12 protein-coding genes are annotated in these 14,243 nt (G+C 64.0%); 2 read left to right on the forward strand and 10 right to left on the reverse strand.

The window, feature by feature from the left end:
* Positions 1–9: 9 nt before the first annotated feature.
* From CLM60_RS04440 to CLM60_RS04460, 5 genes are all read right to left on the reverse strand, one after another.
* Entirely contained in the window at positions 10–693 is a 684-nt protein-coding gene (locus CLM60_RS04440) for a response regulator (RefSeq protein ID WP_245848183.1), read from the reverse strand.
* An 86-nt stretch (positions 694–779) separates the two neighbouring features.
* Entirely contained in the window at positions 780–2,534 is a 1,755-nt protein-coding gene (locus CLM60_RS04445; protein WP_095587947.1) for a PQQ-dependent methanol/ethanol family dehydrogenase, read from the reverse strand.
* Positions 2,535–2,743: 209 nt separating this feature from the next.
* Positions 2,744–3,187 (reverse strand): cupredoxin domain-containing protein, encoded by a 444-nt coding sequence (locus CLM60_RS04450; protein ID WP_095587948.1) that lies wholly within the window; start codon positions 3,185–3,187, stop codon positions 2,744–2,746.
* A 10-nt stretch (positions 3,188–3,197) separates the two neighbouring features.
* A complete protein-coding gene (locus tag CLM60_RS04455) occupies positions 3,198–4,169 on the reverse strand; it encodes a YVTN family beta-propeller repeat protein (protein ID WP_095587949.1) in 972 nt (323 codons plus the stop codon).
* Position 4,170: 1 nt separating this feature from the next.
* Positions 4,171–5,346 (reverse strand): ABC transporter substrate-binding protein, encoded by a 1,176-nt coding sequence (locus CLM60_RS04460; RefSeq protein ID WP_095587950.1) that lies wholly within the window; start codon positions 5,344–5,346, stop codon positions 4,171–4,173.
* Positions 5,347–5,465: 119 nt separating this feature from the next.
* Here CLM60_RS04460 and pedF point away from each other — a divergent pair, with 119 nt between their 5' ends.
* Together pedF and CLM60_RS04470 are read left to right on the forward strand one after the other, a co-directional pair.
* A complete protein-coding gene (pedF, locus tag CLM60_RS04465) occupies positions 5,466–6,173 on the forward strand; it encodes a cytochrome c-550 PedF (RefSeq protein WP_095587951.1) in 708 nt (235 codons plus the stop codon).
* Positions 6,174–6,178: 5 nt separating this feature from the next.
* Entirely contained in the window at positions 6,179–7,084 is a 906-nt protein-coding gene (locus CLM60_RS04470; RefSeq protein WP_095587952.1) for a substrate-binding periplasmic protein, read from the forward strand.
* Here CLM60_RS04470 and CLM60_RS04475 read toward each other — a convergent pair whose 3' ends face one another.
* The 5 genes from CLM60_RS04475 to CLM60_RS04495 all read right to left on the reverse strand — a co-directional run bounded on the left by CLM60_RS04475 (position 7,085) and on the right by CLM60_RS04495 (position 14,001).
* Entirely contained in the window at positions 7,085–8,011 is a 927-nt protein-coding gene (locus CLM60_RS04475) for an FAD:protein FMN transferase (protein WP_176473786.1), read from the reverse strand. It abuts the gene before it with no gap.
* Entirely contained in the window at positions 7,963–10,026 is a 2,064-nt protein-coding gene (locus tag CLM60_RS04480; RefSeq protein WP_095587954.1) for a 4Fe-4S binding protein, read from the reverse strand. Before CLM60_RS04480 ends, CLM60_RS04475 begins: the two co-directional genes overlap by 49 nt.
* 127 nt (positions 10,027–10,153) lie before the next feature.
* Positions 10,154–12,586: a caspase family protein gene (locus tag CLM60_RS04485; RefSeq protein WP_176473787.1), complete on the reverse strand. Its 2,433-nt coding sequence runs from the start codon at positions 12,584–12,586 to the stop codon at positions 10,154–10,156.
* On the reverse strand, positions 12,564–13,052 hold the full coding sequence (locus CLM60_RS04490) for a peptidoglycan-binding domain-containing protein (protein WP_095587956.1): 489 nt from the start codon (positions 13,050–13,052) through the stop codon (positions 12,564–12,566). The genes CLM60_RS04485 and CLM60_RS04490 overlap by 23 nt, the downstream gene beginning before the upstream one ends.
* A gap of 91 nt (positions 13,053–13,143) precedes the next feature.
* Positions 13,144–14,001 carry a hypothetical protein gene (locus CLM60_RS04495; RefSeq protein ID WP_095587957.1) on the reverse strand — a complete coding sequence of 286 codons (858 nt, stop codon included), beginning with the start codon at positions 13,999–14,001 and terminating at the stop codon, positions 13,144–13,146.
* Positions 14,002–14,243 lie beyond the last annotated feature (242 nt).

Here is a 14,243-nt window from a genome sequence, read left to right on the forward strand (position 1 = left end):
GGAAAGCGGCTATGTCTCGCCGCCATCCGAAAGCGAATCATAGCTGACTTTCTTGGCCAGCAAAACGGCTTGTGTCCGGTTCTGAACGCCCAGCTTGCGCATGATCGCCGTCAGGTGCGCCTTGACCGTGGTTTCCGCGATCGACAGGTCAAAGGCGATCTGCTTGTTCAGCTTGCCCTCGCAGATCAGGTTCAGGATCGTGGCCTGTTGCGGCGTCAGGCTTTTCAGCTTTTCCACGATCTGCTGCGATTCCTGATTCAGCCGGTTGTTCTGCGGGGCAATGAAATCGTCGGGGGTATAGATCTCGCCATCGGCAATCGCCTGAAAGGCGCGAACCAGCTCGTCGCGCGGGCTGCTTTTGGGCACGAACCCAACCGCGCCGGAATCCAGCACCGATGTGGTCACGCGGTTGTCGGACAGCGACGAGACGACGACGATCTTGGCATCGGGCGCCGCGGCGCGCAGGCGGATCAGCCCGTCCACACCATCGACATCCGGCAGGTTCAGGTCCAGCACCACCAGGTCCGGATCGACCGGCCCCACCATGTCCAGGGATTCTTTCAGCGTCGACGCGGTTGCGACACGCGGGTTGTCGAAAATCTCGCCCACCGTCATCGCCATCGCGTCACAAAAAAGCGGGTGATCGTCGATGAGCAGTATCCGGAGTTCCGCGGTCCCTTCATGCTGTAGCATGACTACCTCCGCCATTTGCTGCATCACCCCTTAATCTTGCATCGAAATTGCGGGGCCCACAAGCCGGGGCCCCGCGGTTGTCTTGATCAGTTAAGCTTGGGCAGTTTGAAAACCCAGATCGAGCCGCCCTGGTTCAGGAAGTTGACCTTCTTGGCCACTTCACCGCCCCACAGCGGAACCGCACCGCCCCAGCCCGAGGCGACGGCGACGAACTGCTCGCCATCCTGTTCCCAGGTGACGGGCTGGCCGACGATCCCCGAACCGGTCTGGAACTTCCACAGCTCCTCGCCGGTGTCGGCGTCAAACGCCTTCAGGTACCCTTCGGGCGTGCCGGTAAAGACCAGGCCGCCGCCGGTTGCCATCACGCCACCCCAGAGCGGGGCGTCGTTCTTGTATTCCCACTTGGTTTCACCGGTGTTGGGATCGATGGCCTTCAGCGAACCGATATAGTCCTCGAAGAGCGGCTTGATGGTGAAGCCCGAACCCAGATAGGCCGCGCCTTCCTTATAGCTGACGGGCTCGTTCCAGATGTCCATGCCCCATTCGTTCGACGGAACATAGAACAGGCCGGTTTCGGGGCTGTGCGCCATCGGCATCCAGTTCTTGCCACCCAGGAAGGACGGGACCGAGAACACGACCTCGCCCTTGCCACCATCGGCGGCGTCGGCGGGATTGCCCGGGCGGTTGCCCTCGTTATAGATAGGGCGGCCGTTCTCATCGATGCCTTCGGCCCACGAGATGTCGCGCACGAAGGGCGTGGCCGACACGAACGCGCCGTCTTCACGGTTCAGCACATAGAAGAAGCCGTTCCGGTCTGCGGTGCCGTAACGCTTGTTGCCCTCGGCATCGACGAAGGGAACCACCTCGTTCACACCGTCGAAGTCCCAGCCTTCGCGCGGGGTGGTCTGGAAGTGCCACTTGATCTCGCCATTGGCGGGGTCGATGCCGATCCGGCTTGCGGCGTACAGGTTGTCGCCGGTGTTGCCTTCGGTCGGTTCGCCCGCGCCGCGCAGCCAGCTGTTCCAGGGGGCGGGGTTGCCCGCGCCGAAGACCAGCGTGTCAGTATCCGCGTCATAGGTGCCACCCAACCACGTCGCGCCGCCGCCGGTTTTCCACAGATCGCCCGGCCAGGTCGCGTTCAGCGTGCCGGTCATGGTGCTTTCTTCGCCGTTCAGCGTGCCCATGTGACCTTCGATCACCGGACGGGTCCAGACCAGGTCGCCGGTTTCGGCATCACGCGCCTGAACCTCGCCCACGATCCCGAACTCACCGCCCGAGTTGCCGGTGATGACCAGACCGTTCACGATCAGCGGTGCCGCGGTATAGGAATAGCCCGCCTTGTAGTCGGCGATCTTGTCGCGCCACACCACATCGCCGGTTTTCAGGTCCAGCGCCACGATCCGGGCATCCAGCGTGCCGAAATAGATCTTGTCGCCATAGATTGCGCCGCCGCGGTTGATGACGTCGCAGCAGGGCAGGATGCCCTCGGGCAGACGCGCGTCGTACTGCCACAGTTCTTCGCCGGTTTTCACGTCGATGGCATACATGCGGGAATACGACCCGGTCACATACATGACCCCGTCATAGATCAGCGGCTGGGTTTCCTGCCCGCGCTGCTTTTCCCCGCCCATCGAGAACGACCAGGCCGGAACCAGGTTTTTCACGTTCTCTTTGTTGATTCCAGCCAGCGGGCTGAAGCGCTGCTGGTGACGGCCCATGCCATTGGTCACCACCTGTGTGGTGATCGTCTGATCGTTTGCGATATCTTCTTCCGTCACGGCCGCGAATGCGGCGGCCGAAGCGAATAGAAGAGCAGACGATGTCAAAAGAAGTTTTCTCATCGTGTCCTCCCTACCGAGACGACAGAAACGTCGATGTTCTGTCGATCCTGAAAGTCGCTGAACTGGGGGTCGGGGGGTATTGCCAATTGGTCGTATGTCGCGCCCGGCGGGGGGCGGTTTCGGGGCTTGACGCGCGCCGGGAATCCACCCCGGAACGACAACGCCCGGCCATTGGCCGGGCGCGAGGGTTCATGCTGGGACAGCGCCCGTTATTCGATGGTGATCGCGATCCGCTGGCTTTCGCCGGTGCTGCCGGGAATGCGCAGCTCGTAGCTGCCCGGCTTGATCGCGACAAAGCCGATTTCCATCGTGCCGGCATCGTCGAATTCGATCGAATGCAGGCCGAAGGGCCGGGTTTCCAGCCCCTCGATCACCACCTCGTCGACCCAGATCGCGCGAAAGAAATCCATGCCGGCCAGGCCAATCTCGCCCGAACCGTCGGCGGTGAACTCGACCTCGTAATACTTGCCCGATTTCAGCTCCCAAGGCGCATCCGCCAGCGGTTCGCCCACCGACAGGATGACCTCGGGCAGCTCGACCTTGTTGCTGCCGGACAAGAGCCCGGCCAGCCCCAGGCCATCATCGTCGTCGTCATTGTCGGCCCAGGCGGTCGTGGCCAGCATCATGGAGCCGAGGATTGCGAATTTCTTCATGTAAAAGTCCTTATTCTGTCGGGCGTGCGACCGCGCCCCAGGGGAAGCGGCCGACCTTGATGGATTTGATGGCCTTGTGATTCGACAGGTCAATGACGCTGACATCGCCCGAAACGCCATTGGTGGTGAACAGCTTCGAATCGTCGGGCGAAAATGCCATGTGCCAGACGCGCCGCCCCACCAGGACGTATTCCAGAACCTTGTAGGTCGCGGTATCGACCACAGCCACGTGGTTGGCGGGCCCCAGCGCCACATAGGCCAGGCTGTTGTCGTGGTTCAGCTCGACGCCGACGGGCTGTACCTTGTCGGGATGCACGCCGGTGATCTCGAACGCGATCTTGGTGATCTCGCTTTGATCTGCGGTGTTGAACACCGTCACCGTGCCGCCGATTTCCGAGCTGACCCACAGTTTGCTGCCGTCATCGGTGAATTCGGCATGGCGCGGGCGGGCATCGACCAGCGTGTTGGCAAAGATCGTGTTGGTTTCGGTGTCGATCCAATGGGCCATGTTTGTGGTTTCGGACGTGGTGATCGCCACCTTGCCATCGGGGCTGACGGCCATGCCTTCGGGTTCGACGCCCACGTTGATCTGGGTGATGACGCGGTGGGTTTCGGTGTCGACCACCGTGGTCACGGCGTCATCCTCGTTCGCGATGTAAAGCAGCCGGTCATTGGGGTGCAGGGCGAATTGTTCAGGATCCGCGCCCGAGGGCAGATCGTGCAGGATCTCGCCCGTTGCAACATCCATCACCTGCACCGAGTCGGAATCCGATGCGCAGATGTAAAGGTGGCTGTAGTCGCGCGAAAAGGTGATGCCGCGGGGCCGTTCGCCCACCGGGTATTCGCGCACCACCTCAAGCGTATCGACATCAATGACCGAGACCGTATCGCTTTTCTCGTTCGACACCCAGATTTCGTCGCCGAGCCCGGCCGTGGGCATCAGGGCCACACAAAGTAGCAGGGCGGGTTTCTTCAATCGCATCTTATCCTCCGAAGGCTTTGCACTGGCTTTCGGGCGCATCGGCCCCCAGGCTGTCCAGTTCGTTGACCGAATGCAGGAACCCCTCAAGCGGGGCCATGGCGACCAGCGCGCTGGCATGGGTCAACCCGATGGGCTGGCGCAGCTGCCCGTTCCAGGCGCGGAACGACAGCGGGCGACCCTTGAAACCGGCCAGTTCCAGGTCCGACAGCAGATAGGACCGGATCGCGTCGCGCTCGGCGAACTTGGTGCGGATCAGCGCCTCGTCCACCGCGCGCAGGGCGGCCCAGGCGGCGTAATCGACATCCAGCATGTCACGCGCGGCCAGATCAGTGAACCGGCTTTGCAGCTGCGCCGCGCCCCATTGTTCGTTGACCCGGTCCCAGCCGGTTGCACGCAGCCCGTCGCCGCCCAGAACCGGGCGCGCCAGCCAGGTGTTATAGGACAGGTAGCGGGCGAAATCGTTGTGCTCGTCGGCCACCAGCATCACGTCGTAATCGCCGAAATCCTGGGTGAACAGCGGCACTTCGGCCCCGGCCTGACGCCGCAGGTCGCCATCGAAGATCCAGGTCTTCTCGGCCGCGATCTTCAGCCCGAATTTCGTGGCCGACCGGCGCAGCGCGGCGGCAAACAGCGCATCCTCGGGCGCGTTGCCTTCGACCATCACGATATCGGTCCAGCGCTTTTTCAGCGCGAATTGCATCAGCGCATCGGCCCGCATCGCATAGCTGGGCAGGGTGTGCATCAGCGATGCTCGGCAATCCGCCCCGCGCAGGGCGTCGTCATAGGACCGCACGTTGAAATAAAGCCGCGCCGCGTCGTCGCCCACCAGCTCTGACATCTGGGCCGCGTTCATGTCCAGCAGGACATATTGGGCGGTGCTGTCCGCCAGCGCCGCGCGCGCGGCTTGCAGATCGCCCTCGGCCACGCGCACCACGTCCAGCACGAAGCGATAGCCCATGAAGCCGCCGGTGGTGTTGTTGTCGGCAATGGCCAGATGCGCGCCCGCCTGGCCAAGGTCGTCGGGGATCGGGTCGAGGTTGGACAGAACCGGGCGCTCGGGCTGTGCGATCTGCAGGTACAGCGCCTGCACCTCGCGCAGGCCCGCCGCGGCGGCCGAGGCGCCGGTTGCAGCGCTGATCAAAAGCGCACCGAGCCACACAGCAATACTGTGTCTCATGATGTCCTCCCTGTTGGTGGCAAGATTGTTGAAAACAGCTTGCGCAAAAATACGACCTAGGTCCAATGGCACAGCGTGGGGCGGCGTTCTAAGTGTTCAGCCAACCCGAGGAGGACGCGATGAAATTCACTGTTATTCTGTCTCTGCCCGCAATGATGATGGCTGCCACCGCCGCCTTTTCCCACGGCGATGTTGCGCCCCAGGCGGTCGACACCGCCGGCCTGCCGGAACTGGGCGAAGAGTGGCTGGAAGAAAACCCCTGGCGTGACCCCGCCGGCGAATACTGGCAAGCGGCGATCGATATCGGCGCATCCGGTTACAACCAGAACTGCGCGCGCTGCCACGGGCTCGAGGTCGTGTCGGGCGGTCTGGCCCCCGACCTGCGGTACCTGAGCGCGGATTGGGACGGCGACGAGTGGTATCTGGAACGGTTCCGCCACGGCATGACCCAGAACGGGATCACCAAGATGCCCGCCTTCGGCGAGCTGCTGGGGCAAGAGGCCGCCTGGGCCATCCGCACCTATGTCGAAACCCGCCCCGATGACGGCGCCTTCGACGATTACCAGCCCCGCCTGGCCGAGATTCGTGATCTGATGAAAGCTCACGCGGATGAGGTCGCAGGCGGTGCAGATGCCGCAAGCTTCCAGGACGAAGCTGCTTCGCTGAAGGAAGAGCTGATTACGATCAACGCCTCGGCGGCGACCGGATCGGATGCACCGGTTGCAGAATCCGCCGTATCGCGGGCCGCGATGGCGCTGGACGGCACGCCGGGCAGCTTTGCCAAGGCGGCCGAGGTCCTGACCATCGGCCTGTCCGCCGCGCACTAAGCCCGTTGCGGCCCGCGCGTCATATCCTTGCCCTGTGCCTGACGCTTCTGGCGGTTCAGGCACAGGCCCGTTGTGCCGATCTGGCACAGGGCTATGACGATGTGGTGCCGCGCCGCGCCGATACCCGCATCGATGTGGGTCAGGATTACGACACCATCCTGGAACGCGGCTTCGTGACCTTCGCGGTCTATGAGGATTTCGCGCCCTTCTCGTGGCAGGAGGGCGAAACGCCGCGCGGGATAGACATCGACATCGCGCGTCTGATTGCCGACGATATCGGGGTCGAGGCGCGGTTCAACTTCGTCACCGCCGACGAGAACGTGGATGCCGATCTGCGCAACCAGATCTGGAAAGGCCCGCTGATCGGCGGCGCCGTGTCCAACATCATGATGCATGTCCCCTACAGCAAGGACCTGCAATGCCGGAACGAGCTGGTCGTGCTGAACGGCCAGTATTTCAACGAAAAGCTGGCCACCGCCTATCGCATTGCGACCTTCCCCGATGGCGCGCCCACCACGCCCTTCTATCGGTTCCACAAGGTTGGCGTGGAGAACCACACGATCTCGGATTTCTACCTGACCAATTTCAGCGGCGGGATGCTGTTGCCCAACATCGTTCACTATCCCAGCCACGAGGATGCTTTTGCCGGCATGGACGCGGGCGAGGTCGACGCGGTGATGGGCGTGCGCAGCATTCTGGAGCATCTGGACCAGAGCGAGGCGATTGCTGTCGACAGCCCGCCCCTGGTCAATTTTGCGCTGAACGAATGGACGCTGGGCATCGCCGTGCGCCACAATTTCCGCGAGCTGTCCTATGCCGCGGATTACACCATCTCGCAGGCGCTGGCCGATGGCCGGATCGCCGCGATCTTCGCCGAATATGGCGTCGTGCATAACGCGCCCGACTACTGATCAGCCGATTTGCGTGACCCCGCCCTGCGGGTCCTCCAGCCAGATACGCGCGACATCCAGCGCGGCACGATCCAGCGCGCGTATGTCCGACAGCGGCATCAGCGACAGCGCGGTCGACAACCCGTCGGCCACCGCCGCGCTTTGGGCCATGACCGATACCGTCCGCCAGACTGGCGCGCGCCCCGCAGGGTGCAGGATATGACCGCCCCCATCGCGCAGGGTCATCGCGGCGGGCGCGCTGGTGGCAAGTGCCCGATCGCGCAGCCGGGTTTCGGCGATGCGGGTCCCCGTCGCGCCATCGATTGCCATGTGCCAGGGCCGCCCGGCCCCCGCGAATTCACCCAGATCGACCAGATGCGTGTCGTATCCCCGGTCGCGCAACAACGCGGCGATCCGGTCGCTGGCAAAGCCCTGGGCGATCCCGTTCAGGGTCAGCGCCATGCCGGGACGGTCCAGCCGTATCGCATCGCCCGACAGGCGCACATGCTGGAAACCGACCGGGGCACGGCCCTGCGCGGGCCGGTTCCAGATGCCCTGGACCGTGGGGTCGAACGCCCCACCGCTGGCCTGCCAGATCCGGCGCGACAGACCCAGCAGCGCCACCAGATCCGCCGGCGGGTCGGCCAGATACCCATCCCGGTTCAGCCGCGACAGCGCGGATGCAGGTTGGAACAGGCTGAACAGGCTTTCGATCCGCGCGACCTCGGCCCCGATGGCGGCGAAGGTGGCGTCGATCCCGTCCGCGGGCCCCATCAGCGTCACCGACAGATCGGCGCCGAACCCGCGCCCGGTCCAGACATGGCGGCGCGGGGCATAGGCCGCCAGCCCCCCGGCGCAAACTGCGCCGATGGCGATCTTCAACGTGGCCCGCCGCCCGATCATAATGCCCGCCCGTTGCGCTTGGCCGCGATGATCAGCGGCACGCATTTCTGGTCGTCCTCGTAGATATCGACGCAATCCAGACAGCCGAAACATTCCGAATAGGCGATCCGGCCCGAGGGCGCGATGGCGTTGTACTGGCATTTCCGCCGGCACAATTGGCAGGGCGTCCCGCAGGCGTCGCGCCGCTTGATCCAGGGCGTCAACCGCAGCGCGCCGCCGATGGCCATCAGCGCGCCCAGCGGGCACAGGTACCGGCAATAGGCTTTGAACACAAAGGCCGACGCCAGAAGGCAGACCAGTGCATAGAGGACAAACGGCCAGTCGCGCAGGAAAAAGACCGAGATCGCGGTCTTGAACGGCTCGACCTCGGCGGCCTTGTCCACATGTTCGGGCCGCCAGACCGCCACCGCGACCAGCGCCGCCAGCACCGCGTATTTCAGCAGTTTCAGCCGCCGGTCCCACAGCGCGCTGACCCGCAGCTGCCGCAGGCCCAGACCCTGTGCCGCGCGGCCCACGAATTCCTGCATCGCACCGAACGGGCAAAGCCAGCCGCAAAACAGCGCCCGCCCCCAGATGAAGAAACTGGCGATCACCAGCCCCCAGATCAGCAGCGAAAACGGGTCATAGAGCAGGAATTGCAGCGATTTGCCCGCCAGCATGCTGGACAGCGTGCCCAGTGGGGTGACGATCGACAATTGCCCCTGTCCCCACCAGCCGACAAAGCCCAGCGTCGCGGCCAGCACCGCCAGGCGCGGGGCCTGGAACCGCCGCAGCCGGACAAAGCGCCGGTTCCACGCCATCACCCCGGTGACCAGCGTCAGGAACGCCGCCAGAACCGCCAGATCCTGCCAGCGCCCGACCAGCGCGCTTTCGAACGGGGACAGCGGGCGCGGCGGGGCCTGTATGTCGAAAAACCGCTCATCCGCGCGATAGGTCCACTGGAACAGCTCTTGCCCGATCTCGGGGCGGAACACGCCATGTTCGCGCAGGACCAGCAGCCCGATCTGCCAGTCGGCCACCGGGTTGAAGCCCAGCCGCCGGTCGATGCGCACCACCATTGCCGCGCCATCGGGCACGTCGCGTTTCAGGTCGATCAGCAGGTCGGCATCCCGAAGCGGCAGCGGAAAGCCGTCCTGGTCAGCCTCGATCCAGGGCGGGCTGGTATTGCGCACGAAATCGTCCGAGACCAGCCCGTGCTCGCCCATCTCGATCAGCAGCAGGGTCTCGTCATCTGGCGCCACGTCGCCCAGCCCCTGCCATTCGGCCAGCATGCGCGGCGCCATCACCGCGCGGGCAACGGCGGGGGCGGTCACATCGACGATCCACAGGTCGATCATCAGATCGCCCTCGGCGGCATCGGCAAAGGGGTCGTCATTGCGCCAGGTGGTGTCGGCGAACCGCGCGCGCACCTCGCCCTGGGTGGCGGTGACACGCTTTGCGATGCCCTGTTCCACCAGATCGGCCCAGCTGAGGGTTTCGCCCGTATCGGGTTTCGGCGTCACCGTGACCTGTGGGGCGACCAGCCCTTTCAGCTTGCGTTTGGCAACCTCGCGCGCGGCGGCCATGATGCTTTCATGCGCGATCCGCACCGATGCCGTGGCCTTGGTCACCCCGTCCAGATAGGTCAGCGTGCCGCGCGCATCGGTGGCCTTGCCCACGGTGACGGGCGTGTTGATGGAGATGCCCCTGTATTGCTCCAGGAAACCGCGCAGCGGCGCCTCGCCCAGTCCGGACACGAAGATCGGTTCGTTGTGGTTCAGCAGCTTCACGTCGATGAAGACGCCATCCAGATCCAGCAGGATCATCATGTTCAGCGCCGCGCCGGAAAAGCCGGGCAGGGGCGACAGGGCTTCGGACTGGATGACATAGCCTTCTTGCAATCCGCTGCCGTTCAGCAATTGCCAGACGCTCTCGATCTCGGTCGCGGGACCCAGGCTATAGGGGGCGACGACCTGCGTGCGGATCGTGTCGGCGTCGACCAGATCTGCACGCGCGGGCTGCCACGGGGCTGAGATCAGCACCAGCATCATGGCAAGGAGTATGAGTGCCCGCGCGCGCATGGACGGAGCTTGGTGGAATGGCCCGGACCGGTCTATGCGACCAAAGTCTGCATTCACCAAGGCGTGAACGGGGCGTGCCGTCGATCTGTATCTATAACGCCCCGAAAAGCATATTCTTTCTGGCTGGTTAGTACAGGTCGACCCGGAACTTCGACCGCTCCCAATGGATCTTGGCCAGTGCGATCAGCCGGTCGATACGATCGGGTGGCAGGTCCTTGCCCGCGTCGGCGGCCAGCGCCTCCAGCGCGGCCTGGCTTTGCGCGCCGAAGGCCCCATCGACGGTGACATCAGCGCCCAGATCGGCCATCAGCTGCTGCGTGCCGCCATCCAGCGCGCTGTTGCTCAATTTGCCCAGAAGCGCGCGCGCCTCGTCTGCCGGTTGCGGGTTGCGCAGCGCGGCGGCCTTGGCCGCGCGCACCGCGGCATCGAATGGGGTGAAGCCGCCGGGCTGTTTGTTGGCAATGATCCAGGCGCCGTTTGCCCCACCCCAGGCATCACCGCGCGACAGTGCAAGGTCATACCATTCGACCGCCTTGGCATAATCGCGCCCGCCCGGTGCGGCGCCGCTGTTATACATCCGCCCGATGGACGACGGTGCGGTGGGATGCCCGCCATCGCTGGCCTGCGTGAACAGATCCAGCGCCTTTTGCGTGTCCTTCGGCAGGCCCGCCAGCCCGTTCAGATAGACGAACCCCATATTGGCATAGCCATAGATATCCTTGCGTGCGGCGCTTTCCTGGAAATAGCGCAGCCCCCGTTCGGGATCGAAATGCGGTTCGTCCTGATCCATGAAATAGCGCCCCAGCGCGTTCATCGAAAACGTGTGGCCCAATTCCAGCGACCGCGACATCAACTCGAACCCCTGGCGCGGCTCGTCCTCGGTCTGGGGATAGCGCAGGTATTGCAGCCCCAGCGAGTGATAGGCGTAAGGGTCGCCCTTTTCCACGCCGCGCTTGAAGAAATCCAGCGCGGTGTCCGGGGCGCGCCCGGCCCGGGCGCCCGCAGTTTCGGCGACCTTGGCGACCTCGCTTGTGCCCAGCCCGTGCAGTGCGCGGGTATGGCCCAGACGCTCGGCAATGGTAAAGGATTTCTGCGCCGCTTCCACATCCCGCAGTGCCAGATAGACACGGCCCAGCTGATAATGGAACCGCCCGTTCTCTGGCTCGCGCGCGGCGGCGGCCAGACAGGCTTGCAGCGCGGGTGACGGCTCGATCTCGTTGGGGAAGCGGGTGACGCCCACGCCCTCGGGGTCCAGGTGGTCGCCCGCCTGGATGTCGCATTCGTCGATATCCATGCTGACGGTCACATCGCGCACCTCGTCATTGATCTGGACCTGGAAGCGGTCCTGGATCGGGGGGCTGCCTTCCAGGTTCACGGCCATCAGTTGTCGCGTCACGGGACGATAGACGATCTGGTCGGCCGCGGGCACGTTGACCTGGGCGTTTTGCGGCAGAACCGTTGCGCGGGTTTTCGTCACCAGTTCGACCCGGCCCGATTGCGGGGTGTCCAGCAACGCGATCCTGGCGCCCGCTCCGGCACCTTGCAGCAATTGCCCCAGCGTGACGGTGCGGTTCAGCACGGATGAGATCTGGATCGGTTCGCCCGTCCGTCCCGCACCGGGCGCGGCGCCGCCGCTTTCGGCCAGCAGCGCATTGCGGGTCAGATAGACCGGCTCGATCAATGACGAGCTTTCCCACGGCACCTGCCGCTGGCCTGTCATCGCATATACGTCGCGCCGGATCTCCTTGAGGATTTCATTAAACGGCTGGTCGGGCTGTTCGGTGGCGGCGTTCAGAAGCGCGGTGGTAAAGGGGCTGTTATCGCCCACCCCATCCAGCGCCACCGCCCCGGGCGAGGTCGAAAAGACCACCAGCGAATTGATTGGTGTGTCCTGTGCGGAAAACCCGGTTTTCAGCGATGCGGGGGTGCCATCCAGCAGGATGATCCCCTTCTGGTCGGGAAACGGGTTGTCGCGGCAGGCATCCAGTACCGCCACCAACGATCGCGCCCGCGAACTTGCCAGCGACATCAGGCTGGACAGCGACACGGTGGAATAAGGCACGTCATAGACCGATTGAACCTGCGTGTCGGTCGGCAGCAGATAGTTCTGGCTGCCGATCTGCACCCCGTGCCCGGCAAAGAACAGGAACAGTTCGGCGCCCGGCTCGACCTCGTACAGCATTTTGCGCAGCGCGGCCTCGAACGCCATCTTGTCGATGTTGTAGTGGTCGGAAACCACGAACCCGCCCCGGCGCAGCATGGCCGCGATGTCGCGCGCGTCATTCACCGCATTGGGCAGGTCGTCGACATGTTCGTAATCGCCATTGCCGATGACCAGCGCGTATTTCTGGGTGCTTTCGGCATCCAGGTTGAAGGTCAGCGGCGGGATGCCCGCGGCCTGGGTCGACCGGACGATGATGGCGGGGGCTGCATCCGTGGATTGCGCGGGGGCGGGACCTCCGGCGCAAAGTACGATCATCGACGCCACCAGCGGCAGGATGCGGCGCAGGATCAGATTATCGAACCGCGCCATCCGATCAGCCCCAACCGCCGCCGTCATTGCCACCGCCACCACCCGAGCCGCCGCCGGAATCGCTGTCGTCGTCATCCCGGTTGAAGACCCGGCTGGGGGTCGCGGCAGCGGCCGGTTTTGCCGCTGCTGGTTTCGGTGCGGCGGCCTTGGGCGCCGGGGCCGGGGCGGGAGCCGCGGCGCTGACCCCGGCGGTGTTGCGCAGGCTGGCCAACAAGGCGCGGCTGACATAGCCTGAAACCGGCGCGCCCACGTCACGCTGATAGGTCTGGATCGCCGTCCGCGTGCTGCGTGTAATCGCCCCGTCCACCCCGCCGCGCAAATAGCCCAGACGACTCAACAGGCGCTCGATCTCGACCTTCTGGCCGGTCGACAGCGCCTCGTCCGCGCGGGGCCAGGTCAGCGCGGTTCTGGATTGGATCACCGGTACCGTACAGGCAACAGTCGTCATCAGCGCCACACTCATCAGGAAGCCGTTCAATACTTTGTTTTTCATTATATCTTTCTGGCCCGGCTTGCGGATGCAAGCGCGGCCTTCCCCTTTTGTTGTTATAAATCAATTACTTGAAAAGATAATCGTTAAAACACTATGCAAATTCAGCCAGCAACGCATCGACGCTGGATTCCAGCGCCGACATATCCGCCATGCGCTGCCGTGCGATTTCCGGGTCGGGGCCGCTGTCGGTCTCGGCGCTTTCGGCGGGCATGGCGGCCAGTGCCTCTTGCACCGTGGTCTTCAGCAGCGACAGGACCGATCCGGCCTTTTTCACGTCGCTTTCCACCTGGGCCGAAAACATCTCGGCCAGTTTGGTGGCCTTGGTGGCAGCACCCGCATTGGGGCTTTGCCGTGCGGTGTCCAGGTCCAGCTCCTGAAACTCGGCCATCAGAACATCGCGCAGCCCGCGCTCGATCTCGGCGGGGTCCTGGGCATCGCCGACGGCGGCCTGGACCTCTTCCTCGGCCTCGCCGGTGGCTTCGGCGACGGCCTCAACAGCCTCTGCCGTCTGAGCCTCGGTCCCGGTTTCACCGTCGCCGGGGCCACGGCGGCCGGTTGCCGCCTGGACCTCTTCCTCGTCGTCGGCGGCGTCTTCGGAAACCGCGCCGCTGGGCGGGATCACCACGAATTTATAGGCCTGGCCGCGTTCGGCGAAATGCTTCTTGGCGACCTTGGTCAGGCTGCCCGGCACGTCCTCGGTATCGCAATGCAGTTCGACCACCTTGCCCTTGACGCGCACCTTGCCCTTGGCGCCCTTGGCGGTGCCGCCGGCCTTGCGGCCATTGCGCCACAGGATGTCGGGGCCTTTCTTCAGGTCGGTTTCGAAAACCACGCCTTCCTTGGCGATCATCAGCGCGAAATTATACTCTTTCTTGCGGGCATTCGCGAGCTTCAGGCCAAGCTCTTCGCCTTCCGCTTTCAATTCTGCGGCGGACTTCTTCTGTGCCATGAACGTTCTCCGACTCAATATATTTTGATCTGCAATCCCGACGCGAAAACACGCCACAAAACGGAATAAAGCGATCACTCAAAATGAACTGCGCCAAAATTGTCGCTGCGCCCAACATAGACGTAAAACGCCCATTTTCCAATATCCAATAGTGGTACGCGCCGCCCGACGCTATCGGCTTGCCCGCTTTCGAACATCGCGTTACCCTTACCGGTATCGAGAAGACTTTTTCAGACTTGTGC

Origin of the sequence: Actibacterium ureilyticum (genome assembly GCF_002285435.1) — a bacterium.
GTDB classification, from domain to species: domain Bacteria; phylum Pseudomonadota; class Alphaproteobacteria; order Rhodobacterales; family Rhodobacteraceae; genus Actibacterium_C; species Actibacterium_C ureilyticum.